Genomic DNA, 25888 nt, shown 5'->3' on the forward strand with positions numbered 1-25888 from the left:
GTTCCTAGCCGGCCTGCAGCATCTCTAGCTCCAGCCAGCGATCCTCCGCCTGCGACAGCTCGGTCTCGGCCTGCGCCAGCATGGACGAGGCTTTGTCGAAGCGGGCCGGGTCGCGGGCATACAGATCGGGATCGGCCAGGATCGTCTTGAGCTGCCCGATCGCCGCTTCCAGCTTCCCGATGCGGGCCGGCAGCGTCTTCAACTCGTGCTGGTCCTTGAAGCCGAGCTTGGGCTTGCCCGCCGGCTGAGGCGTCGGCGCGGCAGACCGCTCCCGCGGCTCCCTGGCTTTCGGCGCGGCGGCCCGGGCCTCGACGCCCTGCCCGCGTTGGACCAGCATGTCGCTGTAGCCGCCGGCATACTCGACCCAGCGGCCCGCCCCCTCGGAGACGAGGACGCTGCCGGCCACGCGGTCGAGGAAGTCGCGGTCGTGGCTCACCAGGATCAGCGTGCCCTGGTAGTCGCCGAGCATCTCCTGGAGGAGGTCGAGGGTCTCGAGGTCGAGGTCGTTCGTCGGCTCGTCGAGGACGAGAAGGTTGGCGGGTTGGGCCAGGGCACGGGCGATCAGCAGCCGGTTGCGCTCGCCGCCGGAGAGCACCGAGACCGGCGTCCGGGCCTGCTCGGGGGTGAACAGGAAGTCCTTGAGGTAGCCGATCACGTGGCGGCTCTGGCCGTTCACGGTCACGCTGTCGCCGCGCCCGCCGGTGAGCACGTCGGTGACGGTCATGCCGGGCTCCAGCACGGCCCGGGCCTGATCGAGGACCACCGGCAGCAGGTTGGTGCCCAGCACGACCTGGCCGGAATCCGGCGCGAGGCGCCCCATCAGCAGGTTGATCAGGGTGCTCTTGCCCGCGCCGTTGGCCCCGACGATGCCGAGCCGGTCGCCCCGCATCACCCGGAGCGACAGGCCCGCGACGATCGTCCGCTCGCCGTAGGATTTCGCGATGTCGCGCGCCTCGACCACGAGGCTGCCGGAGGATTCCGCGTCGGACGCCTGCATGCTGACGCTGCCCACGGGGCGACGGACCTCGCGGCGGTCCTTGCGCAGCTCGTGCAGGTTACCGAGACGGCGGACGTTGCGCTTGCGCCGGGCGGTGACGCCGTAGCGCAGCCAATGCTCTTCCGCGGCGATCTTCCGGTCGAGCTTGTGCTGATCGCGTTCCTCCTCCTCGAAGAAGGCGTCGCGCCAGGCCTCGAAGCTGGAGAAGCCCTGGTCGATCCGCCGGGTCTCGCCGCGGTCCAGCCAGATCGTGGCCCGGGACAGCGCCGAGAGGAAGCGCCGGTCGTGGCTGATCAGGACGAGCGCCGCGCGGGTGCCCTTCAACTCCGATTCGAGCCACTCGATCGCCGGAAGGTCGAGGTGGTTGGTGGGTTCGTCGAGGAGCAGGACGTCGGGCTCCGGGGCAAGCGCCTGCGCCAGCGCGGTGCGCCGCCCCTCGCCGCCCGAGAGCGTCTGCGGGTCCTCCGCGCCGGTGAGGCCGAGGCTCTCCAGCAGATAATGGGCGCGGTGGGTGGACTCGCCCGGCGGCAGGCCGGCCTCGACGAAGTCGAGCGTGGTGGCGAAGCCCGAGAAGTCGGGCTCCTGGGCGAGGTAGCGGATCGTGGTGCCGGGCTGGATGAACCGGCGCCCCTTGTCGGGCTCGACCAGGCCCGCGGCGATCTTCATCAGCGTGGACTTGCCCGAGCCGTTGCGACCGACCAAGCACGTGCGCTCGCCCGGAGCGATGGCGAGGTCGGCGCCGGTGATGAGCGGCGTGCCGCCGAAGGTGAGTAAGACGTCCTGAAGGGTGAGGAGCGGGGGAGCGGCCATGGGCCGGCTTATGGCAGTGCGGGGCGGGCTGTTCAAACGGCACCGCCCCGGTCAGGTCGTACCGGCTCAGGCGATCGGGTTGGCCGGCCCGGTCGGGGGGCTGATCTCCGGCGCACCCGGGTCGTTCACCGGGATCTCCGGCGGTTGGATGCCGGGGGACTCGGAGGGGGTGTTCCCGGGGATCTCGGGTCCCGGGGGCTGCGTCGGCGCCTGCGGGGGTTCGTAGGGCCGGTCCGGTGCCGGGACCGGCTGCGGCGGCACCTCGGGGACCTGCCCCGGATCGGCGAGCGTGAACTGGAACACCGTTATCCTCCGCGAGACCGACGGTGCGCGGTCGCACCGGTCCGGCGGAAACAAGGTCCCCGCGTTCCGGTTCCGAACCGCTACTTCTTGGTCAGCAGGAGGTTGCCCTCCTTGCTCGCCACTTTCTGGATCTTCTCGGCGAACAGGGCGAGCAGGAACGGCAGCTTCACCTCCAGGCGAACGCTCTCGGCTCCCACGTCGATCGTGCCGGCGATCTTCTGGGCCACCGCCGACACGCCGAAATCGAGGCGATCGCCCGTCCAGGCGAGCTGGTCCACCGTGATCCCGCTCTTGGCCAGGAAGGCCCGCGCCTGATCGATCCCGTGCTCGAGGCGCCGCTTGGCCTCGTCGCGGCCGAGGTCGTGCGGGATGTCGACGATGAGAGGCTTGGGCATGCGGTTGATCCGGGCTGAACCTGGCAGCAGATGGTGCCTCCGGATGCCGCAGACAACGCCTCGTGACGGCCCTGTCCGTCGGGAGCAGGGCCGTCCGCGTGCCGTGGCGTCAGTTCAGGACGTGCAGGGAAACGTAGGTCGTGCCGCCCATGCCGAGGGCGCGAGCCGAGCCGCGGGACAGGTCGATGATGCGGCCGCGCACGAACGGACCCCGGTCGTTGATGCGCACGATCACGGAGCGGCCGGTCCGCTGGTTCTCGACGCGGACCCGGGTGCCGAAGGGCAGGCTCCGATGGGCGGCGGTCATTCCGTTGGGGTTGAAATGTTCGCCGTTCGCGGTGCGGTGGCCGCTGCCGTACCAGGAGGCCGCCCCGCTCTGTGCGAAGGCTGGGAGGGAGGTCCCGAGGACGGTGGTCAGCATTCCGAGCGAAACGACGAGCTTTCCGAAACCAAACGACATTCTGAACGCATTCCCTTGTTTTTTCGGGACGGCGCCAGTCGTTTCCGAAATCGGCCGGAATAAGGCCGGTCTTGGCGTACGGTCGAGGTCGCATTAAAGGCGCGATTTTTCGACGCGTGCTGATTACATGCGCAATTGTTGCGGAAAATTTCTGTCAGATCTCGTAAATACTTGCCTGCAAGTCGAGGCGCGTCATTTCAAAGCTTTTCGGCGTCTCAGCCGAGGAAGACAGGTTATAGGCTGAAATTCCCAAGCCTTGCGCTGGGTGTGACCCTGCTTCCCGCTCAGGTGGACGCGGAACGCTCGGATTGCGGGGATCGGGGATTGGTTTCCGGCATTCGTTGCGGGTCGGCCGCCTTGGCGTCTCGCGGCGCTGCGGGGTGGCCCGCCGCATCGACCCGTGCCGCCACTCACCCGGCTCGGCGACAGGGTCGATTAATCGATGGGTGGATCATCGGTTCCCGGCCCGGCAAAAACTGCAGCCCCAGAACGGGACGCCCGGCGCTGAAATCCGACAACGCGACCTTTACCGTACCGGGGGCATGGTCTGCCGGTCAGTCGCGTAACCGGTGTTTGCCATGGCTTCCCCGCGTACCGTGGCTGCCGACGCCGTCGCCCGGAATCAGGTCTCGCGTGCCGGGCGGCCCGCGTCGGCGCCACGGATGGGTCTCGTACCCGCCCAGCGTTCCCTGCCCCTCGACCAAGTGCTGGTCGGGGATTGCATCGCCGCCATGAACGCCCTTCCGGCGTCGAGCGTCGACTGTGTGTTCGCCGACCCGCCGTACAACCTTCAGCTCGGCGAAGCCGGCCTGCTGCGTCCCGACCAGAGCCGCGTCGACGCCGTCGACGACGACTGGGACAAATTCGCGACCTTCGAAGCCTACGACACCTTCACGCGGGACTGGCTCGCGGCCTGCCGCCGCGTGATGAAGCCGAACGCGACCCTCTGGGTGATCGGGTCTTACCACAACATCTTCCGGGTCGGGAGCGCGTTGCAGGATCTCGGTTACTGGATCCTGAACGACATCGTCTGGCGCAAGGCCAACCCGATGCCGAATTTCCGCGGCAAGCGGTTTACCAATGCCCATGAAACCCTGATCTGGGCTTCGCGCTCGGCGGAGTCGAAGGGTTACACCTTCCATTACGAGGCGCTGAAAGGAGGCAACGAGGACCTCCAGATGCGCTCCGACTGGTTCATCCCCCTCTGCACCGGCGAAGAGCGGCTGAAGGATGCCGCAGGCCGGAAGGTTCACCCGACCCAGAAGCCCGAGGCGCTGCTCGCCCGGACCCTGCTGGCCGCGACCAATCCCGGCGACGTCGTCCTCGATCCTTTCTTCGGTACCGGCACGACCGGAGCCGTGGCCAAGCGCCTCGGCCGCCGCTTCATCGGCATCGAGCGGGAGACGCTCTACGCGGAAGCTGCGCGCGAGCGGATCGCGGCGGTGGAGACCCTGTCGAAGGCGGCCCTCATGGTGGCGCCGACCAAGCGCGCCGAGCCGCGGGTGCCGTTCCTGTCGGTCATCGAGGCGGGGCACATCCGGCCCGGCGAGACCGTGACCGACGAGCGCCGCCGGTACCGCGCCACGGTGCGTCCGGACGGACAGCTCGACAACGGCCTCGTCATCGGCTCGATCCACAAGATCGGTGCCCTGGTTCAGGGCCTGCCGGCCTGCAACGGCTGGACGTTCTGGCACGTGGAACGCGGCGGCAAGCCGGTGGTGATCGACTCCTACCGGGCCGGCCTGCGGCAGGCGATGGCGAACGGCTGAGCCCGCGATCCGTCGCCGCGCTCCGGGCCCCAGGGTCCCGGACGCCATCGGTTCACCCTGAATCCGTCCCGAGGCGCCGACGCCGGCAGATCCCACGGGAGTGCCAGCCGCGGCCTCCGCCGCGCTCCGGAACACCGATCACGATCTTGCTGCGAGGGCGACGACGTCCTCCGTCTGCAGCCAGCGTGCGTGCGGTGCGGGACGGCTCTACCGTTTCCGCGCCGCCCCGGATCGGCGCACAGGCGGTCCCGGCCGTGCCGTCATGGGGGGGGCGGCCTCCTCATCCAGCACATCGTCCACCTCCGGCGGCGGCGCCGGCGCCGGCCTCGGCCGAGGCTTCGGGACGGCCCGCACGCTCGGCCGCGGATCGGGATCCGGTATCGACACCTGCGCCTCCAGGGCCGCCAGCAGCGGCATCGGCGGCGGCTCCTTCTTCGGGCGACCGCGCGGCTTCTTCTCGGGCTCCACCTTGGGATCGAAGGCGTGGGCCAGAACCTTCCGCATCAGGCCGGGCAGCGGCTCCTCGGCGAGGCCGGAGCGGGGCGTGAAGCGCATGCCGGCCGGTGCGGGCGTCGAGAGCGCCACCCGCGCCGCAAACACGGTCAGTTCCAGGGGGAAATGCGTGAAGCCGTGGCGGACCATGCCCGGCAGGCGCTTCCAGCGCGCGTCGAGCGGCGCGTCCAGCAGGGCTGCGGCGACGTCATAATCCGGCTCCCAGGCGCTGCCCGGCGGCTCCGCCATGTTGCCGAGTAGTCCCTCCGGTGGGCGCGTCCGCAGCAGCACCGCCTCGTCGCCGCTGCGGATCGCCACGAAGGCGGCACCGCGGCGCAGCGCGCCCTTCGCCACCCGGATCTTGCGCGGGAACGTCTCCTGCGTGCCGAGCGACCGGGCGCGGCACGGCCGCATCCACGGGCAGAGCGCGCAGGCGGGGCGCTTCGGCGTGCAGATCGTCGCGCCGAGGTCCATCAGCGCCTGCGCGAAGTCGCCCGGTCGGCTTTCCGGGACGAGGGCCTGCGTCAGCCTGCGGATCTCCGGGCGACTGCCCGGCAGGGGGGCATCGACCGCGTAGGCCCGGCTCAGCACCCGCTCGACGTTGCCGTCGACGGCGGCCTCCGGTCGCTCGAAGGCGATCGCCGCGATGGCCCCGGCCGTGTAGGCGCCGATCCCCGGCAGCTTGCGCAGGCCGTCGGCGGTGTCGGGGAAGCGACCGCCCGAAGCCGCGACGGCCCGCGCGCAGGCGTGGAGATTGCGGGCGCGGGAATAGTAGCCGAGTCCGGCCCAAGCCGACATCACCGCCTCCTCGGGGGCTGCGGCGAGGGTGAACACGTCGGGGAAACGCGTCAGGAAGCGCTCGAAATACGGGCGCACCGCGGCGATCGTGGTCTGCTGCAGCATCACCTCGGAGAGCCAGACCCGGTAGGGGTCGGGCACCTCTCCGGCCAGCGCCCGCCAGGGCAGCACCCGCCGATGCCGGTCGTACCAGGCGAGCAGGTCGTCGGCGCACGGTCCGGGACCGGGCTTGGAATCCGTGGCTGTGAGGGGCGGCATGGGCTGGTCGACCGGGCTGCCGCTGCATAGCCGGAGGGCGGCGGCGATCATAGGGCGACGAAACCGCCGGCGCGTCCTCCCTTCGTCAACCATCCTGCGCTAACCTCCGCGGATCCACTGGGCCGGAACCATCATGGCGCGCGTCAAACCGCTGGCCGAACTGATCGAGGGTTGCATCGGGCCGGCCTTCGCGGCGCAGGGCTTCGCCTCGACCGACATCCTGGCCGCTTGGCCGGAGATCGTCGGCGAGCGGCTCGCCCGCTACTGCCGTCCGTCGAAGCTCGAATGGCCGAAGCGACGGCGGAAGGACGCCGGCACCCCCGAATCCGGCACCCTGGTGGTGCGGGTCGAAGGCGTCTTCGCCATCGAGCTGCAGCACCTCGCACCGGTGGTGATCCAGCGGATCAACGCCCATTACGGCTGGGCCTGCGTGTCCCGCATCGTGCTGCAGCAGGACCGGGTCGGGCGGGGCGGCCGTGCTGCCGCGCCCGCCCGGATCGATCCGGCGCGCGCCGTCGAGGTCCAGCGCGCCGTGGCGGGCATCGCTGACGACAATCTGCGCGCCGCCCTCGACCGCCTCGGCACCGCGGCCGTGGCCTCGCGCCCGGACCGGTGAACGGGACGATTCGGTCACCTTGCCAGGAAGCCCGCGCCCGAGTACCGGCATCGAAACGCCATGACGGTCCATTCCGGCGGAGCCTGCCCGATGACGACGCGACGCGACGCTCTCAAGTTCTCCGGCCTTGCCATCGGCGCCGGCATCGCCCTGCCGGCCCTCGTTCGCGGCGCCCGCGCCGAGGGCATCGACACCGCCGCGCTGCTCCAGCCGGGTCCCCTCGGTGACGTCTGGCTCGGACCGGCGGATGCCAAATGCACCATCATCGAGTACGCCTCGATGACCTGCTCGCACTGCGCGGCCTTCCACAAGAACACGTGGCCGACCCTGAAGGAGCGCTACATCGATACGGGAAAGGTGCGGTTCACCCTGCGCGAATTCCCCCTCGACCCGCTGGCGACCGCGGCCTTCATGCTGGCGCGCTGCGAGGGCGAGTCCAAGTATTATCCGATCACCGACCTGCTGTTCGACCAGCAGCCGGCCTGGGCCTTCACCCCGAAGCCTGTGGACGCGCTGGAGCAGATGCTCCGTCAGGCCGGCTACAACAAGCAGACCTTCGAGGCGTGCCTGAAGGACCAGAAGGTCTACAGCGCGGTCAACGCCGTGAAGCAGCGCGGGCTCGACGTGTTCAAGGTCGACTCCACCCCGACCTTCTTCATCAACGGTGAGCGTTACACCGGCGAGATGACGGTCGAGGGCATGGAGAAGGTGATCAAGCCCATTCTGGGCGCCTGAGCGACTGTTCGGAGACATGCGCGGAGCACCGGTCCAGCGTGGCGCTCCAACCTGAAATACCAACTCAAAATCAAAGACTTATCGTGTATGGAGTTCGCCTTGACACTCAAGATAGGCGAAACTATGGTGCGCCGCGCTTGCTGGGGGTGTCCAGCCGGTTCCAGATCCTCCTGCCCGATGAGTTTTGAGCCGTGAACGGCGACGACCCAAGGGACGGGAAAAGGACCGAGCAGACGCCGACGGACAGCGAACTCTCCGCGAGGCTCAGACGTCTCGAGACGCAGATCGAACGGAAGCGGCCGCAGGCCGCTCCCGATCCTTCCACGCGCGCTCGGAACGGCGGGCCATCCTCGCTGGGCCAGGCCATGACGCTCTCCACGGAGTTCGTCGCGGGCGTGATCGCGGGGGGCATACTCGGCTGGATCGTCGACCATGTCTTCGGGACGAAGCCCTGGGGCCTGATCGTCCTCCTCATGCTGGGGTTCGTCGCGGGGGTCTACAACGTGATGCGGGTGTCGGGTTTCTCCGGCGCGCGTCCGGAACGACGCGACCGGCAGGAGCCGTAAGGCACGCCGGTCCAGAGGGATCTGGGCGGCCGGCGATGCCGGTGCGCCGAACAAGAAGGGCGGAAGCGGGAATGGCGGTCACGATCGACCCGATCCATCAATTCGAGCTGAAGCCGCTCGTGTCGCTCGGCCATATCGGCCATCAGCAGCTCGCGTTCACGCAGTCGGCCCTCTACATGTTCGCGGCCGTCGGGGTGATCGCGCTGATCACCATCGTGGCGACCGCGTCCCGCTCCGTGGTGCCGGGCCGCATGCAGTCGCTGGCCGAGATCTTCTACGAATTCATCGCCGACACCGTGCACCAGGCCACCGGCGACGGCGGCAGGCGGTTCCTGCCGCTGGTCTTCTCGCTGTTCATGTTCGTGCTCGTCCTGAACCTGTTCGGGATGATCCCCTACGCCTTCGCGGTGACCAGCCACCTGATCGTCACCTTCGGCCTCGCGGCCCTGGTGATCTCCACGGTGGTGATCTTCGGCGTGATGAAGCACGGCACCCACTTCTTCGGCCTGTTCGTGCCGTCAGGCGTGCCGAAGCCGCTGCTCGCGATCCTGGTGCCGATCGAGGTCATCTCCTTCATCTCGCGCCCGATCAGCCTGTCGGTCCGTCTGTTCGCCAACATGCTGGCCGGCCATATCGCGATGAAGATCTTCGCGTTCTTCGTGGTTCAGCTTCTTCTCGCGGGTGCCTGGAGCGTGCTATCGCCGCTTCCGCTGTTCCTGACGATCGCGCTGACCGCTCTCGAGTTCCTCGTCGCGGCGCTTCAGGCCTACGTCTTCGCGACGCTGACGGCGATCTACCTCAACGATGCCCTTCACCCCGGCCATTAATCCCGGCCGGCTCCACCCGCCGCAAACGTCACCGCACGTTTCGATCTGAAGAGACCTCAGGAGTTATCATGGATCCCGTCGCTGCGAAGTACATCGGCGCCGGCCTCGCTTGCCTCGGCATGGCGGGTGCGGGCATCGGCCTCGGCAACCTGTTCGGTCAGTTCCTCGCCGGCGCCCTTCGCAACCCGTCCGCGGCCGACGGCCAGCGCGCCACCCTCCTCCTGGGCTTCGCCCTCACCGAGGCGCTCGGCATCTTCTCGCTGCTGATCGCGCTGCTGCTGCTCTTCGCCGTCTGATCGGCGTCGGAGACCGCGGACCCGCGGTCTCCCCGGGCCTTCGCCCGACGAACGGGTGGGCGCTCCCGCGAGGAGCGTCCGCCTTCTTCGGTCGCCGCGCCGGCGGTGACCTCAGCGAACGGTGTCAGTGTAGCGGTCTCATGGCGCAGCCCAATCCCCTCACCACGCCGCCCTCGGGCGCCGACACGAAGATCGTGCCGGGCCATACCGAGCACGCGGAAGCGCATTCCGGCGCCTTTCCGCCCTTCGAGACTTCGGGCTTTCTCGCGCAGCTGATCTGGCTCGCGCTGGCCTTCGGGCTCCTCTACTACCTGATGGACAAGATCGCGCTGCCGCGGATCCAGTCGATCCTGCATGCCCGCGCCGAGCGCCTGCGTGCCGACCTGGATCAGGCGCAGGCGATGAAGGCCGAGGCGGATGCCGCCGGCGTTGCCTTCGAGACCGCCCTCCGGACAGCCCAGGGCAAGGCGCGCGACATCGCGCAGACCACCCGCAACGAGCTGGCCGCCGAGGCCGAGGTCAAGCGCAAGGCGCTCGAGGAGGAGCTGAACGCCAAGCTCTCCGCTTCCGAGGCGACGATCCGCACGCGCACGGAGAGCGCCATGGGCAACGTCCGCTCCATCGCGGGCGAGGCCGCCACGGCGATCGTCGAGCGGCTCACCGGTCAGGCTCCTGACCGGGCCAGCCTCGATCGCGCCCTCGACGCCACCGCACACTAGACGGGAACCCCGATGCTGCTCGAAGCCGAATTCTGGGTCGCCGTCGCGTTCGTCATCTTCATGGGCATCGCCTGGAAGGTCGGCGGCTTCTCGGCGATGACCAATGGTCTGGACGGGCGCGCCAAGCGCGTCCGCCACGAACTCGACGAGGCGAAGCGCCTGCGCGAGGAAGCGGCCGCCGTGCTGGCCGATTACAAGCGCCGCCGCGCCGAGGCCGAGAAGGAGGCCGAGTCGATCGTCGCCAGCGCCCGCGAGGAGGCCCATCGGGCCGCCGAGGAGGGTCATCGCAAGCTCGACGATTTCCTGGCCCGGCGCACCAAAGCCGCCGAGACCAAGATCGCCCAGGCCGAGGCCCAGGCCGAGGCGCAGGTCCGTGCCGCTGCCGCGGAGGCGGCCGTGAAGGTGTCGGAGACGATCCTGCGCGAGCGGATGCAGGGTGACGCCGCCCAAGGCCTGATCCGCGCCAGCCTCGGTGAGGTCCGGACCCGCCTGCGGTCCTGATTTCTCCTGGCGACGCCGCGAGGTTCGAGAAAGCCGCCCCCGGGCGGCTTTTTTCATGACGGGATGTCCTTTTCGGCTCCCCGCGCCATGCCGGAGCCGCTCCGTGATCGCCCGGGCGAACATCGGTGCCCCGAGCGGCGTTCCCGACCCGTGGGGATGCGGAGACGGCATGGCGGATACGGCGGACAGGGCGCGGATCGTGATCGTCGGCGGCGGCGTCGCCGGGATCGAGGTGGCCACCAGCCTGGGACGCGGGGGCCGGGCCGACGTGATCCTCGCGGATCGCAGCCTGTCCCATGTCTGGAAGCCGATGCTTCACACCTTCGCGGCCGGTACCGCCCGGGCCGACCGGCAGAAGGTGGATTTCTTCGCGCAGGCGCGCCGCAACGGTTTCCGCTTCCAGCCCGGCGCCCTGGTCGGGATCGACCGGCGGGCGAAGCGCGTCCGCCTCGCCGTCGAGGCGGCGGAGGGACGGCCGGTCGTCGATCTCCCGTACGACCTGCTCGTCCTCGCCATCGGCAGCCGCGCCAACGATTTCGGCACGCCGGGCGTGGCCGAACATTGCCTCACCATCGATGACCTGACCGAGGCCGAGCATTTCCACTGTCAGCTCCGCTGTCATCTGCTGGCGCGGCTCGACCACGGGGGGGTGCTGGAGATCGCCATCGTGGGCGGTGGCGCAACGGGCGTCGAGCTGGCCGCCGAGCTGAAGCACGCCATCAACCTGCTGTCGGCCTACGGATCGCCGGATCTGCCGCAGCGCCTGCGCCTGACCCTGATCGAGAGCGGTCCGCGCCTTCTGCCCGCCTTTCCCGAGAGGGTGTCGCGGGCTGCCGGCCGCACCCTGTCCGACCTCGCGGTCGAGGTCCGGACGGACGCGATGGTGACCGGCGCGGATGCCGGTGGCTTCGCGCTGAAGGACGGCAGCCACATCTCGGCCGGACTCAAGGTCTGGGCGGCCGGCGTGAAGGCGCCCGACGTGCTCGCCGACCTCGACGGTCTGGATCGCTCGCGGACCGGGCAACTCGTGGTCGGCCGTGACCTGCGCACCACCCGCGATCCGGCCATCGTCGCCCTCGGCGATTGTGCCAGCCTGACGGAGCCGGAAACCGGGCGGTCCGTTCCGGCCACGGCTCAGGCGGCCCGACAGATGGCCCAGCACCTCGCGCGCCACCTCGGCCGCGCCCTCGCCCGCGGCGACGCCGTCGGATCGACGCTGCCGCCGTTCCGCTATGTCGAGAAGGGCGCCATCGTCTCCCTCGCGGATTTCAACGGCTGGGGCACGCTCGGCCGCTACACCTTCGGCGGCGGGCGCCTCAACGGCCTGTCGGCCCGCCTCACCCATGACCTCCTCTACCGGCAGCACCAGCTCGGCCTGTACGGTCCGCTGCGCGGGACGATGACGTGGGTGCTCGACGACCTCGATCACCTGATCAGTCCGGCGGTGCGGCTCGACTGAGGCGACGCCTTCCGGCCTGCCGCATCGACGGCGGCGCGCGGCACCGGCGCGGCCGGTTCTGGCGAGGGGTCGCGGCGTCAGTCGGTGCGATCACCCTCCACGGCCTTGGTCTCCTCCACCTCGGGGGCGACTTGACCGTAATTGAGCACCGCCACCAGTGCGACGCCGCCGAAGGTGTTGCCCAGGAGGGTCGGCAGGAAGAACTTCCACGCGTAATCGTGCAGCGAGGCCGCGCCGGTGACCACCAGGTAGAAGGCTTCCACCGAGCCGGCCACGACGTGGGCGAGGCTGCAGAGCGAGACCAGCCACGTCATCAGCAGGATCACGAACGGCGCCGCGCTGGCCGTGGCGGGCAGGAACCAGACCATGAGGGCGATCATCCAGCCGGCGAAGACCGCCTTGATGAGCGTCGCCCAGAATTCATGCGCGATGGCGTCGTGGCTGATATCCGCGAAGGCCTTGAGGACCGGCGGCTCGAAGGCGCCGGAATGGGCCAGCAGCGCCGCGATGGCCAGCGTCCCCAGGATGTTTCCGGCCAGCACGATCCCCCACAGTCGCACGACGCGCAGGGCGGTCTTGACCGAGCGGTCGTGCAGCAGCGGCAGGACCGGCGTGATGGTGTTCTCGGTGAAGAGTTGCTGGCGTCCGAGCACCACCACGAGGAACCCGACCGCGTAGCCCATCGAACTCACGATCTTCGCCCACTCGGCCTCGGGCAAGTGACTCCTGAGGACCCCCGGCACGATCAGCGAGAGGGCGATGCTGAGGCCGGCCGCGAAGGCCGAGAGGAACAGAGCCAGACCGTGTCGACGCAGTTCCTCGTCGCCCCCCAGGCGGATGACCTCGTGGAGCACGTAGGCGTCCGGCCGGCCGACGTCCGACACTTCCTTCAGGCGCGCATCGCGCCGAGCCATGGGGTCGGCGCGCTTGTCCTTGTCCCGAACCATTGACTCCGCTCCGCGACCCGACGTCCGAACCTCAGGCGGAGAGGCGCGCCAGCAAGGCCCGGACCGCGTCGCACGCCTCGGCGAGCGCCTGCGGATCCCGGCTGCGCACGACGATCCGGTTGCGGAACCCCTCCGGCGTCATCGCCGGGTACGAGCCGATGGAGACCGCGGGCCGCGCCTTGGCGATCTCGCCGAGACCGCCGGCGTAGTTGCCCTCCGGCAGGCCCGCCGCTTCGATCGTCTCGGACATCATCGCGGTACCGCCCTTCAGGGTCGGGGCGATCGAGTCGAGCATCGCCTGCATGATGCTCGGCACGCCGGCCATGACGTGAACGTTGCCGATGCGGAAGCCCGGTGCCTTCGAGACCGGGTTGGCGATCAGGTCGGCCCCGAACGGGATCCGGGCCATGCGCAGGCGCGCCGCGTTCAGGTCCTCGGGCTTGTGCCGTTCCAGCAGCATGGCCCGCGCCCGCTCGTCGACGTCGACGCCGACACCGAAAGCCTGGGCCACGCAATCGGCGGTGATGTCGTCGTGGGTCGGGCCGATGCCGCCCGTCGTGAACAGGTGAGTGTAGCGGGCGCGCAGGACGTTGACCGCCTCGACGATCATGGCGGCTTCGTCCGGCACGATCCGCACCTCGCGCAGGTCGATCCCGGCGGCCGTCAGGAAGTCGGCGATCGTACCGATGTTCTTGTCCTTGGTGCGACCCGAGAGGATCTCATCGCCGATGACGAGGATGGCGGCGGTGACGGAATCGGAGGGCTGGCTCATGGGACTCTGGTGTCGGGCGGGTCGGGCAGGCAGATAGCGCGACCGTAGCCCGCGACTACGTGAACCCCGAGGATCCGATGCAGTTCGCCGCGCCTCTGGTGCCGGGACGGCTCGTGCAGCGCTACAAGCGCTTCCTGGCCGACATCGACACCGATGACGGCCGCGTGACCGCGCATTGCCCCAATCCCGGGGCGATGCTGGGTCTGAAGGAGCCCGGCGCGCGGGTGCTCCTGTCCCGCGCGACCAATCCGGCGCGCAAGCTGCCGATGACCTGGGAGCTGGTGCAGGCCGAGCTGCCGGGTGGCCCGCAATGGGTCGGCATCAACACCCTGCGCCCGAACGCGCTGGTGGCCGAAGCCTTCCACGCCGGCGCCATCGCGGCGCTCGCCGGTCACGACGCGCTGAGGCCGGAGGTCCGCTACGCGCAGGCGAGCCGGGTCGATTTCCTGGCGAGCGGCGCCGCGTCCGGCCCCTGCCACGTCGAGGTCAAGAATTGCCACCTGATGCGGCGGCCGGGCCTCGCGGAGTTTCCGGACTGCAAGGCCGCCCGCAGCGCCCGTCACATGCGGGATCTGGCCCAGGTCGTGGCCGAGGGTGGCCGCGCGCTCGTGGTCATCGTCGTTCAGATGCGCGCGGAGGCCTTCGACGTCGCCCGCGACATCGACCCGGTCTTCGACCGGGCGTTCCGAGACGCCCGCGCGGCCGGCGTGGAGGTCCGCGCCTATCGCTGCGCCGTCGGGCCGGAGGGGGTCGCCGTCGCGGACGAGATCCCGGTGATCACGCCGGCCTGACGGCCGCACGCTCGAACATCAGGTTCAGCCGGGAGCGCGAGATCTCGCGGTATCCGAAGCCTCCGAGGTGCTGCGGCAGATCGAGCTGCCACTGGCCGGTGCCGTTCTCGATCAACAGGATGCGCGGCAGCAGCGTGGCCGGCGCCTCCCGGAGGAACGGCTCTAGGATCAGGTCCTCGGCCCCCTCCACGTCGAGCTTGACGGCATCGACGCGGGTGAGCCCTTCCCGGTGGAGAAGGTCGAGGAGCGTCACCGCGGGCACGGTGATCCGGGCGCCCTCGTTGGTGCCGACGATGCGCAGGCTCGACTCGCCGCGGTTGCGGGGATCGATGAACAGGGTCAGCTCGCCCGCCTTGTCGGCCACCGCGCAGGCAACCGCCTTGACCGTGTGGAACGGGTTCTGGGCTATGTTGTAGGTCAGGCGGTCGAACACGTCCGGCTGCGGCTCGACGGCGACGATCCGGGCCTCGGGGCCCGAGAACGCGGCCACGCACAGGGCGTAGGCGCCGATATTCGCGCCGATGTCTAGGAAGACGCAGTCCTTCGGCAGGCGCGCTTCGAGAAGGGCGCGCTCCTCCGGATCGAAGAACTGCGGGGTGAACAGCACCTTCTTCTCGCAGTTGTTGTTGTACGGATGCAGCCGCATCCGCGCGCCGTAGCGGGTCACGTCGAGGGGCTTGCCGCCGAGCCGTGCGATCGCGATTCGGCGCAGGAACAGCGCGAGGCGCCGCCCGTACCAGGATTCGGCCGGGATCCGGTTCGTGCGGCGGGTGATCGCCGCCACGAGGCCGGCCGGTTCGTAGGTGCCGTAGGGCTGCGTGTCCGTCATGACCGGCGCGGTGTGCCAGCCGGCGCCCCGCCCTGCAAGCGGATCGATCCGCGTTGCCCCGGCGCGTCCGCGTGGTCTAAGCGGGTGACCGAGCTTACGGAGCATGGATTGCGCGGCATGGAGACCTTCAAGTCCGACGGCGTGCGGATCGCCTATATCGATGTCCCGCCGACGGACGGAACCGGCACGCCGATCCTGCTGATCCACGGCTTCGCGTCGAACCACGCGGTCAACTGGGTCAATACGCAGTGGGTGCGGGCCCTGACCCAGGCCGGATACCGGGCGATCGCCCTGGACAATCGTGGTCACGGGGAGAGCGAGAAGCTCTACGATCCGGCCGCCTACAGCTCCGAGGCGATGGCGGGCGACGCGGTGCGGCTGCTCGACCATCTCGGCATCGCGCGCGCCCATGTCATGGGCTATTCCATGGGGGGCCGGATCACCGCCCACACCGCCCTGGACCACGCCGACCGGGTCCGCTCGGCCCTGATCGGCGGTCTCGGGATGCACCTCGTCGAGGGAAAGGGTCTGCCCTCCGGCATCGCCGAGGCCCTGGAGGCGCCCGCCGGGACCCCGGCCCCGAACCCCACGGCCGCCGCCTTCCGCATGTTCGCCGAGCAGACCCGCAGCGACCTGCGGGCGCTGGCGGCCTGCATGCGCGGCTCGCGCCAGACCCTGAGCCGCGCCGAACTCGGGCAGATCGAGGTGCCGGTCCTCGTCTCGGTCGGGACCCTCGACACCGTGGCGGGTTCCGGTCCGGCGCTCGCCGCCCTGATCCCGGACGCGCGTGCCCTGGAGATCGAGGGCAAGGACCACTCCACGGCGGTCGGCGCCAAGCCCCACCGGGACGGAGTCCTGGCCTTCCTCGCCGCGCAGCCCTGAGCGGTCAGCTCTTCAGCCGGTAGCCCGTTCGGAAGATGTAGGTGACGAGGCCGAGGCAGATCACCAGGAACAGCGCGGTCATGCCCAGGCTGACCGCGATGCTGACGTCGGCGGTGCCGAAGAAGGCCCACCGGAAGCCGCTGATCAGGTACACGACCGGGTTGAGCAGGCTGACCGCGTGCCAGAACGGCGGCAGCATGCCGATGGCGTAGAAGCTGCCGCCCAGGAACGTCAGGGGCGTCACGACGAGGAGCGGCACCAATTGCAGCTTCTCGAAGCCGTCCGCCCAGAGGCCGATGACGAAGCCGAACAGGCTGAAGGTCACCGCGGTGAGCAGCAGGAAGCCGATCATCCACAGCGGGTGGTCGATCCGCAGCGGCACGAACAGGGCCGACGTCGCCAGGATGATCAGGCCGATCAGGATCGACTTGGAGGCCGCCGCGCCGACGAAGCCCAGCACCACCTCCAGCGGCGAGATCGGGGCCGACAGGATCTCGTAGATCGTCCCCGCGAACCGCGGGAAGTAGATGCCGAACGAGGCGTTCGAGATGCTCTGGGTGAGCAGCGAGAGCATGATCAGGCCGGGCACGATGAACAGCCCATAGGGCACGCCGTCGACCGCCGAGACCCGCGAGCCGATCGCCGCGCCGAACACCACGAAGTACAGGGTGGTGGAGATCACCGGCGCGAGGATGCTCTGCCCGGCCGTCCGCCAGAAGCGGCCCATCTCGAACAGGTAGATGGCCCGGACCGCGGGCCAGTTCATGCTGAAGCCCGCACTCATGCCTGTGCCCTCTCCTCGCGGACCAAGCCGACGAAGATGTCCTCCAGCGAACTCTGCTCGGTGTGGAGATCGTTGAAACGGATGCCGGCCGCGGCCAGCCCGGTGAGCAGGCCGGTGATGCCGGTGCGCTCGGCACGCGTGTCGTAGGTGTAGACCAGCTCGCTGCCGTCGCCGGCGACCGCCAGTTCGTAATCCGACAGATCCGGCGGGACGGCCGTGATCGGCTTCTGGAGATGCAGCGTCAGCTGCTTGCGCCCGAGCTTGCGCATCAGCGCGGCCTTCTCCTCCACCAGGATGATCTCGCCCCGGCGGATGACGCCGATGCGGTCGGCCATCTCCTCGGCTTCTTCGATGTAGTGGGTGGTGAGGATCACGGTGACGCCCTGCTGGCGCAGGTCGCGCACGAGGCGCCACATGTCCTGGCGCAACTCGACGTCGACGCCCGCGGTCGGCTCGTCGAGGAACAGCACCCGCGGCTCGTGGGAGAGCGCCTTGGCGATCAGCACGCGGCGCTTCATGCCGCCCGACAGGGTCATCAGCCGGCTGTTGCGCTTGTCCCAGAGGGACAGCGCCCGCAGGATCCGCTCGATATGGGCGGGGTTCGGGGTCAGCCCGAACAGCCCGCGGGAGAAACTGACCGTGTTCACCACCGTCTCGAAGGCGTCGGTGGTCAGTTCCTGCGGCACGAGACCGATGGCTCGCCGCGCCGCGCGGTACGCGCTCGCAATGTCGTGGCCGTCGACCAGCACCGTTCCGGAACTCGGCGTGACGATGCCGCAGACGATGTTGATCAGGGTCGACTTGCCGGCGCCGTTCGGACCCAGCAACGCGAAGATCTCGCCACGCTCGATGGCGAGGTCGATATCCCGCAGGGCGGTGAAGCCCGACGTGTAGGTCTTCGACAGCTTCGAGATGGAGATGATCGGCATCAGGGCCTGGGATCAGCGGTGGCAAGCGCGGCCTGGGCCGCCGTCGCTCGGACGGCGCATGCCGCGTCGGTCGCGAGCGGCCCTATAGCATGTCGCGCTGCGGTGCTCAGGGGTCCCGTGTGTGCGAGCGCACCGCCGAGCGCCTGGATGTCACCCGTCTCCGAACTGCTCCACCAGCGCCAAGCACGCCTTGCGGCGATCCGGGTCGGCGATCCGGGAGAACGCCGCGAGCAGCGCCGCGCATTCCGAAGCGCTCGGCCCCGATGCGCCGTCCGCCCAGGATACGCGGCTCCGGAACGCCACGACGGGAATGTTCAGCGCGTCGGCGATCTGTCCGAGCAGCCGCTCCCGCTCGTCCGCGGCGGTGTTCGGCTCGGGTCCTCCCACGTCGGTCATGATGCCTTCAACACCAGTCCTTCGGCCGGGCGCCCGCATGCGCGTCCGGCTGGCCGGCTTCGCGCAGCCCGATGCCGAGCGCAATGCCAAGCGCGACCATTCACAAATTCTTGGATGGTGCAACCTACCGTTATGTTTCGACCCGGCGCCGCAGGGGCGCGCCAGTAGTCTGCACATCCGGGATCAAGCCCAGGCGCCCGTCCGAAAGCAGTCTTGAGGTGGATGGCGCCCGTACTCGGACGTTCTGGTCCGGGAATATGCAATCGCGGGTAGTGCGATCCGCGTCGCCCGTTTTATGCTGACCGACGGAGAGCGACGAGCGCGATCAGTCCGGCGAGCGTCGCAGCGCCGAGGAACCGGCGCCAGGGATTCACGCCGCGCAGCACCTCGTCGAGTGCCCACCACGCCAGGGCCAGGTCGGCTCCGATGGTCAGCCACGTTGCGAGCGACCCGGCTTCCCGGGCCAACCAGGCGGCCACGGTGAGGCCGCCGAACAGCCAGAGCGGCAGGTTCGGCCATTGGGCGATGGTGATGACGCCCGTGGTCCTGTCACGGAAGATCCAGTCGAAGCCGCGTCGGATCGTTCCGGTCCGCCCTTGATCCATGGTCTGGAACTCTCTCGACGGAGGTGGAGGCCGTTGCGGCGTCCTTAACCCTTCGGCAACCTTAACAAACGGAAACGGTCGGTAAATCCCTAACAGAAGCTGAAAGGACTCGCGGAAATTCCGTTAATGCGATGTTCTTGGGTGATCGGAGCGGCGATCTCGCTGCCCAATACGAGGATCTGATCGTGAGCGCTCGTCTCGAAGATCTGAAGTTCATGCTCACGCTCAGCGCCGTGGTGCTGTTCGGCAGTGGGCTCGACGTCATCCTGCGCTGACACGCGTGCCGAATTCGGTCCGCAACGCTGTCCCGCTCTGCGCGATGGCGCGGCTGAGGGCAGAGCGCGCGCTCGATTGACGCGCCTCGGCGTTCCGGCTCCGGACCGGGGCGACGGTCACCGCGGCGATGCGCCGTCCGGGTGCCCGATGCGATCCGATCGATGCGGCGCTCGCTGACGGCATCTGACCGGAGCGCAGGAAGTACCGGAGCTCGGCGGCCTTCGCCCGCCGCTCCGCGCGGATCTTGAGGGTGGCGATCACGAGACCGATCAGCCCAGTCGTTTCGAGGAACGCCGCCAGCACGTAGCCCGAAGCCATGCGAATTCACCAACTGCGTCAGGAGGGCGCCGCAGCGCTGCGGCAAGACCTGATCTGCGCCGTCATGGTTAGCGCGGCCTTAACGGCTACGTAGAGAGCCGCAGCTCGCAATCGCTGCATCCTCAAGACAGCACCCTTTGAGCCACGCTGTTATAGGCCGCATCGATCCTTTGTCTTCAGAGACGTCGGTCAAGTCTTTCCAGCCTCAGCCCCGAGATCCCGATGTACCCGGGCGAGTCACCGCGGTCGAACCCGCGATGCGCGGCACCGCGCTGGACGAATTCTTCGGGCGACGGCGCGAATGGGACCCGATGCATGGGCGCGGTCGACGTCCAAGCACCCTCGACCAGCGGCATCGATCGGCAGCACAAGCGGCATCACGACCGCCATCAACCCGCCCCGCGCCCGATCCCGACGGCGACGCGAAACCCTGGTGCCCTCCTCCACGTGGACGAGGCGTGCCAGGCTTGAACCGGCGAGCCGGCGACGGCCGTCATCGACCGGTTCGAGACCCCTGCGCGGCTCGCCCCAATGGCGTCGACGCCGCCGCCCGCGGAACGGGCCGGCCGCACGCTCAGCCGATGCCGCTCACCACATGTCGAGGGCGACGCGGGCCTCGTCGGACATGCGGCTCTGATCCCACGGCGGATCGAACACCATCGTCACCGTGCAGGCCTGCACGCCCGCCACCGCGCCGACGGCGTTCTCGACCCAGCCCGGCATCTCGCCCGCCACCGGGCAGCCGGGGGCCGTGAGCGTCATGTCGATGGCGACCTTCCGGTCGTCGTCGATGTCGACCTTGTAGATGAGGCCGAGCTCGTAGATGTCGGCCGGTATCTCGGGATCGTAGACGCTCTTGAGCGCCGCGACGATGTCGTCCGTCAGGCGGTCCATCTCCGCCTGCGGGATCGCGGAGGTGCCCGCGACGGCGGGGGCGTTCATGCCGCCCGTGATGGTGGCGTCGGTGGTCATCGCTTCACTCTCCCCGGTCCCGCGCGGGCGGGACCAGCTTCAACCAGACTATCAGGTGAACAGCATTTCTGCCTTGCCGAGGGCCTCGGCAAGGGTGTCGATCTCCGCCGTCGTGTTGTAGAGGCCGAACGAGGCCCGGCAGGTGGAGGTCACGCCGAAGCGGTTCAGCAGGGGCATGGCGCAATGCGTGCCGGCGCGCACGGCGACGCCCTGCCGGTCGATCACCGTGGCGATGTCGTGGGCGTGAGCCCCCTTCATCTCGAAGGCGATGACGCCGCCCTTACCGGGCGCGGTCCCGATCAGCCGCAACGCGTTCATCGCCCCGAGCCGCTCCTGCGCGTACGCGGTGAGCTTGGCCTCGTGGGCCGCGATGGCCTCGCGCCCCACCGACATCATGTACTCGAGGGCGGCGCCGAGACCCACCGCCTCGATGATCGCCGGTGTTCCGGCCTCGAACCGGTGCGGCGGATCGTTGTAGGTGATCGCGTCCTCGCTCACCGTCCGGATCATCTCGCCGCCGCCCTGGTAGGGTGGCAGGCGCTCCAGCCATTTCTTCTTGCCGTACAGCACGCCGATCCCGGTCGGGCCGTAGACCTTGTGACCGGTGAAGACGAAGAAATCGCAGTCCAGCGCCCGCACGTCGACGGGCTGGTGGACGGAGCTCTGCGCCCCGTCGAGCAGGACCGGAACGCCGTGGTCGTGGGCGATGCGCACGATCTCGGCGGCCGGCGTCACCGTGCCCAGCACGTTCGACATGTGGGTGATCGCCACCATCTTGGTGCGGGGCGAGAACAGCTTCTCGTATTCCTCGATCAGGAAGTTGCCGTCATCGTCCACCGGGGCCCACTTGATCACCGCGCCGCGGCGCTCGCGCAGGAAGTGCCAGGGCACGATGTTGGAGTGGTGCTCCATGATCGAGAGGATGATCTCGTCCCCCTCCCCGATCAGCCCGGCCCAACCCATCGTGGAGGCGACGAGATTGTACGCCTCGGTGGCGTTGCGGGTGAAGATGATCTCGTCGGTCGAGGCCGCGTTGAGGAACTGGCGGGTGGTCTCGCGCGCGCCCTCGAACCCTTCGGTCGCGGCATTCGCCATGTAGTGCAGGCCGCGATGGACGTTGGCGTAGCCGGTCTCCATGCAGGAGACCATCGCGTCGATCACCTGCCTCGGCTTCTGCGCGGAGGCGGCGTTGTCGAGATAGACCAGCTTCTTGCCGTAGACCTGCTGCGACAAAATCGGGAAATCCCTGCGGATCGCCTCGACGTCGTAGGCCGGGGTGAGGACGGGTGCGTTCATGGTCGCGACCTTCAGATGAGTTCGCCGATCCCGTAAGACCGCCTCATCCCGAGGGGCCGGGGTGAGGCGGGGGCCTCGAAGAGGCCTTTGACTGGCGCTGCGATCCCCCGGCCCTCCTGCGAGGCCCGCTGGCGCGGGCATCCGAGGATACGGGTGGGGTTCGGCGTGTCGGCCGGTCCCTGGCGAGGCCGGCCGGGTCGTCAGCCGCGCGCCCGCAGCCAAGCCTCGATCTCGCCGATCAGCGCCGCGCGGGCGCCCTCGTGCGTGACCGACTCGACAGCCTCGCCCACGAAGGCCTGGACCAGCAGGCTCTCGGCGATCGCGCGCGGCAGGCCGCGGGCCATCAGGTAGAACAGGAGGTCAGGATCCGGCGCGCCGCAGGTGGCTCCGTGGCCGCAGGCGACGTCGTCGGCGAAGATCTCCAACTCCGGCTTGTTCATCATCTGCCCCTCGTCGGTGAGGAGGAGGCAGTCGGACTTCATCTTGCCGTCGGTCTTCTGCGCGACCTGACGGACGATGATCTTGCCCTGGAACACCCCGGTGGCATCCCCGTCGATGATCCACTTGAACTGTTCGCGGCCGACGCCGCCGACCGCGGCGTGGTCGGCGAGCAGCGTCGAGTCGGCGAGCTGGCCGTTGCGCAGCATGGCCGCGCCGTTCACCACCACGTTGGTGTCGTCGCCCGCGACGTGGACGTAGATCTGGTGGCGCGACAGCACCGCCCCGGTGACGAGGTTCACGGTCTCGACCTGCGCTTCGGTGTCGACCTTCAGCGACAGGGTCGACAGGGCGATGGTGGCATCGCCCTCCTTGTTCAGGCGGGTGTGGCGGAAGACCGCCTGCGGGCCGACCACGACGTCGAGGGCGTCGTTCGGCTGGCAGGTGAGCTGGTCCGGACCCTCGTGGCTCTCCAGCAGGCTGAACTCCGCGCCTTCGCCGAGCTGGACGAGCACGCGGGTCGCCGTGGAGAACGGCGCATCGCCCGAGCCGACGAAGCGGAGATGGATCGGCCGCGCGGGCTTCGCGCCGGCGGCCACCGAGATGACCGCGCCATCCGCCAGGAACGCCGTGTTCAGCTGATAGACCGGGTTCTCCCGGGCCTGCGGCACGGGCGCGAGCTGCGCCAGGACCACGTCACCGTTGGTCAGCGCCTCGTTCAGCGGCGTCACGCGGACCCCGTCGGGTATCGCGGCGAGGTCGGACAGTTCGCGGACCAGATGACCGTTGACGAAGGTCAGGCGCGCGGCCTCGATCCCGTCGAACCCCACGGCCCGCGCCACGGCGGCCCTGGCGGCGTCGAGGCTCGGTGCCTCGGCGGGCGGGGCGACGTCGGTGATCGCGGCGCGCAGATCGGTGTACTTGAACGCCTCCACCCGGCGGCTCGGCAGGCCGGTCGCCTCGAAGAAGCGGAACGCCTCCTCGCGGGCGATCGTCGTGTCGCTGGCGAAGCTCCGGCGCGCCGTCTCGAACAGCTTCGACAGGCCGGCCTCGGCGGGGGAGCGGAGGTTTGTGACGTCGGCCATGGCTCAGGCCGCCTCGCCGGTGCGGTACTCGGCGTAGCCGGACGCCTCAAGCTCGAGGGCGAGATCCTTGCCGCCGGTCTTCACGATCTGGCCCTTCGACATGACGTGCACGGTGTCGGGCACGATGTGGTTGAGCAGCCGCTGGTAGTGGGTGATGACCAGGAAGGAACGGCCCTGGTCCCGGAGCGCATTCACCCCCTCCGAGACGATGCGCAGGGCGTCGATGTCGAGGCCGGAATCGGTCTCGTCGAGCACGCAGAACTTCGGCTGGAGCAGCGCCATCTGAAGGATCTCCATGCGCTTCTTCTCGCCGCCGGAGAAGCCGACGTTGAGGGCGCGCTTGAGCATCTCCTTGTTGATCTCAAGCTTGTCGGCCGCGCCGTTCACCGCGCGGATGAAGTCCGGGGTCGACAGCTCCGCCTCGCCGCGCGCCTTGCGCTGAGCGTTGAGGCAAGCCTTCAGGAACGTCATGGTGCCGACGCCGGGGATCTCCAGCGGGTACTGGAAGGCGAGGAAGATGCCGGCCGCGGCGCGCTCGTCGGCGGCCATCTCCAGCACGTTCTGCCCGTCGAGCAGGATCTCGCCGTCGAGGACCTCGTAGTCCTCCTTGCCGGCGATCACGTAGGAGAGGGTCGACTTGCCCGAGCCGTTCGGCCCCATGATGGCGGCGACCTCGCCGTCGTTCACGGTCAGGTTCAGGCCGTTCAGGATGCGGTTGTCCTCGATCTGCACGACGAGGTTCTTGATTTCCAGCATGTCAGTCCAAGTCCTTCAAAACCATTCGTCCCGCATCGCCCGCAGGAGCGCGGCGGTCCCGACCGGATAGCCGGAGAGGTCGCCGATCACCGCGTCGATGCCGCACCGGGGACAGAGGGCGGTGCCGTCATCGGCGATCCAGCCCGCGATCTCGTCCGGCGCGAAGACCGCGAGGCAGAAGAAGCATCCGCACAGGACGCTGCTCCCGACCTCGTCGGCGTGCCGCGCGCCGTGCCGATGGGCCGCGCGCAGCAGGTCGTCGTCGTATCGGCCCAGGCGGTCAGCCCACCGAGCCTTCCAGGCTGATCGAGATCAGCTTCTGGGCCTCCACGGCGAACTCCATCGGCAACTGCTGCAGCACGTCCCGGACGAAGCCGTTGACGATGAGCGCGGTCGCCTCCTCCTCGGAGAGGCCGCGCTGCTGGCAGTAGAACTTCTGGTCCTCGGAGATTTTCGAGGTGGTCGCCTCGTGCTCGAACACCGCCGAAGCGTTCTTCGACTCGATGTAGGGCACGGTGTGCGCCCCGCACTGGTCGCCGATCAGCAGGGAATCGCAGTTCGTGAAGTTGCGGGCGTTGGAGGCCTTCCGGTGGGCCGAGACGAGGCCGCGATAGGTGTTCTGCGAGCGGCCGGCCGAGATACCCTTCGAGATGATCCGGCTCGTCGTGTTCTTGCCGAGATGGATCATCTTGGTGCCGGAATCCACCTGCTGCATGCCGTTCGACACCGCGATCGAGTAGAACTCGCCGCGGGAATCGTCACCGCGCAGGATGCAGGACGGATACTTCCACGTGATCGCCGAGCCGGTCTCGACCTGCGTCCACGAGATCTTCGAGCGGGCCCCGCGGCAATCGCCGCGCTTGGTCACGAAGTTGTAGATGCCACCCTTGCCGTCGTTGTCGCCCGGGTACCAGTTCTGGACGGTCGAGTACTTGATCTCGGCGTCATCCAGGGCGACCAGCTCGACCACCGCGGCGTGGAGCTGGTTGTCGTCGCGCTTCGGGGCGGTGCAGCCCTCCAGGTACGAGACGTAGGAGCCCTTGTCGGCGATGATCAGCGTGCGCTCGAACTGGCCGGTGTCGCGCTCGTTGATGCGGAAATAGGTCGACAATTCCATCGGGCAGCGGACGCCCGGCGGGATGTAGACGAACGAACCGTCCGAGAACACGGCCGAGTTCAGCGTCGCGAAGAAGTTGTCGGTCGCCGGCACGACGGAGCCGAGATACTTCTGCACGAGCTCGGGATATTCCTGCACGGCCTCGGAGATCGGCATGAAGATCACGCCGGCCTTCGACAGTTCCTTCTTGAAGGTGGTGGCCACCGAGACCGAATCGAACACTGCGTCGACCGCGACCCGGCGCTCCGGCGCGATGCCTTCCAGCACCTCGACCTCGCGCAGGGGAATGCCCAGCTTCTCGTAGGTCTTCAGGATCTCGGGGTCGATCTCATCGAGGGACATCGCCGCCGGGCGCTTGGGCGCCGCATAGTAGTAGATGTCGTTGTAGTTGACCTTGTCGTAGGAGACGCGCGCCCATTCCGGCTCCTGCATGGTCAGCCAACGCCGATAGGCGTCGAGGCGCCACTCCAGCAGCCAAGCGGGCTCGTTCTTCTTGGCCGAGATGAAGCGGACGACGTCCTCGGAGATGCCCTTCTCGGACTTCTCCATCTCGATGGTGGTCTCGAACCCGTACTTGTACTGGTCGAGGTCGATCGAGCGGACCCGGTCAATGGTTTCCTGCACAGCAGGCATCAGCGTCTCCTAGGCATCTCCGGCGTCAAGGACCGGGAAGCGTCTCTCGGAAAGCGGGGGT

Annotated in this window: 29 protein-coding genes; 11 read left to right on the forward strand and 18 right to left on the reverse strand. The window is 68.9% G+C overall.

The features are described 5' to 3' along the window. Positions 1 to 4: 4 nt before the first annotated feature. The 4 genes from MFF58_RS17080 to MFF58_RS17095 all read right to left on the reverse strand — a co-directional run bounded on the left by MFF58_RS17080 (position 5) and on the right by MFF58_RS17095 (position 2926). Positions 5 to 1807 (reverse strand): ATP-binding cassette domain-containing protein, encoded by a 1803-nt coding sequence (locus tag MFF58_RS17080; protein ID WP_238289966.1) that lies wholly within the window; start codon positions 1805 to 1807, stop codon positions 5 to 7. 66 nt (positions 1808 to 1873) lie between these two features. Continuing rightward, complete coding sequence (locus MFF58_RS17085) at positions 1874 to 2110, reverse strand: hypothetical protein (RefSeq protein ID WP_238289967.1); 237 nt, start codon at positions 2108 to 2110, stop codon at positions 1874 to 1876. A gap of 80 nt (positions 2111 to 2190) precedes the next feature. Continuing rightward, complete coding sequence (locus MFF58_RS17090) at positions 2191 to 2505, reverse strand: polyhydroxyalkanoic acid system family protein (protein ID WP_238289968.1); 315 nt, start codon at positions 2503 to 2505, stop codon at positions 2191 to 2193. A gap of 109 nt (positions 2506 to 2614) precedes the next feature. Beyond that, complete coding sequence (locus MFF58_RS17095) at positions 2615 to 2926, reverse strand: septal ring lytic transglycosylase RlpA family protein (protein ID WP_373323352.1); 312 nt, start codon at positions 2924 to 2926, stop codon at positions 2615 to 2617. 617 nt (positions 2927 to 3543) lie between these two features. Between MFF58_RS17095 and MFF58_RS17100 the strand changes: the two genes are divergently transcribed. Further along, positions 3544 to 4734: a site-specific DNA-methyltransferase gene (locus tag MFF58_RS17100; protein WP_279602948.1), complete on the forward strand. Its 1191-nt coding sequence runs from the start codon at positions 3544 to 3546 to the stop codon at positions 4732 to 4734. Positions 4735 to 4941: 207 nt separating this feature from the next. Here MFF58_RS17100 and mutY read toward each other — a convergent pair whose 3' ends face one another. Then, on the reverse strand, positions 4942 to 6282 hold the full coding sequence (mutY, locus tag MFF58_RS17105; protein WP_238289971.1) for an A/G-specific adenine glycosylase: 1341 nt from the start codon (positions 6280 to 6282) through the stop codon (positions 4942 to 4944). Between the two features lie 133 nt (positions 6283 to 6415). Between mutY and MFF58_RS17110 the strand changes: the two genes are divergently transcribed. The 8 genes from MFF58_RS17110 to MFF58_RS17145 all read left to right on the forward strand — a co-directional run bounded on the left by MFF58_RS17110 (position 6416) and on the right by MFF58_RS17145 (position 12001). Then, entirely contained in the window at positions 6416 to 6898 is a 483-nt protein-coding gene (locus MFF58_RS17110; protein WP_238289972.1) for a DUF721 domain-containing protein, read from the forward strand. A 90-nt stretch (positions 6899 to 6988) separates the two neighbouring features. Next, entirely contained in the window at positions 6989 to 7633 is a 645-nt protein-coding gene (locus MFF58_RS17115) for a DsbA family protein (RefSeq protein ID WP_238289974.1), read from the forward strand. A 191-nt stretch (positions 7634 to 7824) separates the two neighbouring features. Continuing rightward, positions 7825 to 8199 (forward strand): AtpZ/AtpI family protein, encoded by a 375-nt coding sequence (locus MFF58_RS17120; protein ID WP_238289975.1) that lies wholly within the window; start codon positions 7825 to 7827, stop codon positions 8197 to 8199. Positions 8200 to 8270: 71 nt separating this feature from the next. Then, positions 8271 to 9026 (forward strand): F0F1 ATP synthase subunit A, encoded by a 756-nt coding sequence (locus tag MFF58_RS17125; protein ID WP_238289977.1) that lies wholly within the window; start codon positions 8271 to 8273, stop codon positions 9024 to 9026. Positions 9027 to 9094: 68 nt separating this feature from the next. Then, complete coding sequence (locus MFF58_RS17130; RefSeq protein WP_007566773.1) at positions 9095 to 9322, forward strand: F0F1 ATP synthase subunit C; 228 nt, start codon at positions 9095 to 9097, stop codon at positions 9320 to 9322. Positions 9323 to 9462: 140 nt separating this feature from the next. Further along, entirely contained in the window at positions 9463 to 10041 is a 579-nt protein-coding gene (locus MFF58_RS17135) for a F0F1 ATP synthase subunit B family protein (RefSeq protein ID WP_238289978.1), read from the forward strand. A gap of 15 nt (positions 10042 to 10056) precedes the next feature. Continuing rightward, on the forward strand, positions 10057 to 10542 hold the full coding sequence (locus MFF58_RS17140) for a F0F1 ATP synthase subunit B family protein (RefSeq protein ID WP_238290052.1): 486 nt from the start codon (positions 10057 to 10059) through the stop codon (positions 10540 to 10542). Positions 10543 to 10711: 169 nt separating this feature from the next. Beyond that, positions 10712 to 12001 (forward strand): NAD(P)/FAD-dependent oxidoreductase, encoded by a 1290-nt coding sequence (locus MFF58_RS17145; protein WP_238289979.1) that lies wholly within the window; start codon positions 10712 to 10714, stop codon positions 11999 to 12001. A 77-nt stretch (positions 12002 to 12078) separates the two neighbouring features. On the opposite strand, the gene MFF58_RS17150 is transcribed toward MFF58_RS17145, so the two are convergent. Together MFF58_RS17150 and MFF58_RS17155 are read right to left on the reverse strand one after the other, a co-directional pair. Further along, complete coding sequence (locus MFF58_RS17150) at positions 12079 to 12948, reverse strand: formate/nitrite transporter family protein (protein WP_238289980.1); 870 nt, start codon at positions 12946 to 12948, stop codon at positions 12079 to 12081. Positions 12949 to 12979: 31 nt separating this feature from the next. Continuing rightward, a complete protein-coding gene (locus MFF58_RS17155; protein WP_238289981.1) occupies positions 12980 to 13720 on the reverse strand; it encodes a competence/damage-inducible protein A in 741 nt (246 codons plus the stop codon). A 77-nt stretch (positions 13721 to 13797) separates the two neighbouring features. Between MFF58_RS17155 and sfsA the strand changes: the two genes are divergently transcribed. Continuing rightward, positions 13798 to 14511 (forward strand): DNA/RNA nuclease SfsA, encoded by a 714-nt coding sequence (sfsA, locus tag MFF58_RS17160; protein ID WP_238289982.1) that lies wholly within the window; start codon positions 13798 to 13800, stop codon positions 14509 to 14511. Here the strand turns inward: sfsA and MFF58_RS17165 are convergent. Next, positions 14498 to 15340, reverse strand: coding sequence for an FkbM family methyltransferase (locus MFF58_RS17165; protein ID WP_238289983.1), 843 nt, complete (start codon positions 15338 to 15340; stop codon positions 14498 to 14500). The genes sfsA and MFF58_RS17165 overlap by 14 nt on opposite strands. Positions 15341 to 15457: 117 nt before the next feature. Here MFF58_RS17165 and MFF58_RS17170 point away from each other — a divergent pair, with 117 nt between their 5' ends. Next, positions 15458 to 16222: an alpha/beta fold hydrolase gene (locus tag MFF58_RS17170; RefSeq protein ID WP_238290054.1), complete on the forward strand. Its 765-nt coding sequence runs from the start codon at positions 15458 to 15460 to the stop codon at positions 16220 to 16222. 4 nt (positions 16223 to 16226) lie between these two features. Here the strand turns inward: MFF58_RS17170 and MFF58_RS17175 are convergent, their stop codons facing one another. From MFF58_RS17175 to sufB, 10 genes are all read right to left on the reverse strand, one after another. Then, positions 16227 to 16988: an ABC transporter permease gene (locus tag MFF58_RS17175; RefSeq protein ID WP_238290055.1), complete on the reverse strand. Its 762-nt coding sequence runs from the start codon at positions 16986 to 16988 to the stop codon at positions 16227 to 16229. A 14-nt stretch (positions 16989 to 17002) separates the two neighbouring features. Then, the gene (locus tag MFF58_RS17180) at positions 17003 to 17938 is read right to left on the reverse strand and encodes an ABC transporter ATP-binding protein (RefSeq protein ID WP_238290056.1); all 936 of its coding nucleotides are present in this window, start codon (positions 17936 to 17938) and stop codon (positions 17003 to 17005) included. 147 nt (positions 17939 to 18085) lie between these two features. After that, a complete protein-coding gene (locus tag MFF58_RS17185) occupies positions 18086 to 18331 on the reverse strand; it encodes a hypothetical protein (protein WP_238289984.1) in 246 nt (81 codons plus the stop codon). Positions 18332 to 18624: 293 nt separating this feature from the next. Next, entirely contained in the window at positions 18625 to 18936 is a 312-nt protein-coding gene (locus tag MFF58_RS17190) for a hypothetical protein (protein WP_238289985.1), read from the reverse strand. Positions 18937 to 19197: 261 nt separating this feature from the next. Then, positions 19198 to 19530 carry a hypothetical protein gene (locus MFF58_RS17195; protein ID WP_238289986.1) on the reverse strand — a complete coding sequence of 111 codons (333 nt, stop codon included), beginning with the start codon at positions 19528 to 19530 and terminating at the stop codon, positions 19198 to 19200. Positions 19531 to 20118: 588 nt separating this feature from the next. Then, positions 20119 to 20502: an SUF system Fe-S cluster assembly protein gene (locus MFF58_RS17200; protein WP_238289988.1), complete on the reverse strand. Its 384-nt coding sequence runs from the start codon at positions 20500 to 20502 to the stop codon at positions 20119 to 20121. A 51-nt stretch (positions 20503 to 20553) separates the two neighbouring features. Continuing rightward, complete coding sequence (locus MFF58_RS17205; RefSeq protein WP_238289989.1) at positions 20554 to 21798, reverse strand: cysteine desulfurase; 1245 nt, start codon at positions 21796 to 21798, stop codon at positions 20554 to 20556. 200 nt (positions 21799 to 21998) lie between these two features. Then, positions 21999 to 23321 carry a SufB/SufD family protein gene (locus tag MFF58_RS17210; RefSeq protein WP_238289990.1) on the reverse strand — a complete coding sequence of 441 codons (1323 nt, stop codon included), beginning with the start codon at positions 23319 to 23321 and terminating at the stop codon, positions 21999 to 22001. A gap of 3 nt (positions 23322 to 23324) precedes the next feature. After that, entirely contained in the window at positions 23325 to 24077 is a 753-nt protein-coding gene (sufC, locus tag MFF58_RS17215) for a Fe-S cluster assembly ATPase SufC (RefSeq protein WP_149310456.1), read from the reverse strand. A gap of 280 nt (positions 24078 to 24357) precedes the next feature. Further along, positions 24358 to 25827, reverse strand: coding sequence for a Fe-S cluster assembly protein SufB (gene sufB, locus MFF58_RS17220; protein ID WP_238289991.1), 1470 nt, complete (start codon positions 25825 to 25827; stop codon positions 24358 to 24360). Between the last annotated feature and the right edge of the window lie 61 nt (positions 25828 to 25888).

Origin of the sequence: Methylobacterium longum, from assembly GCF_022179385.1 — a bacterium.
Taxonomy (GTDB): Bacteria; Pseudomonadota; Alphaproteobacteria; order Rhizobiales; family Beijerinckiaceae; genus Methylobacterium; species Methylobacterium longum.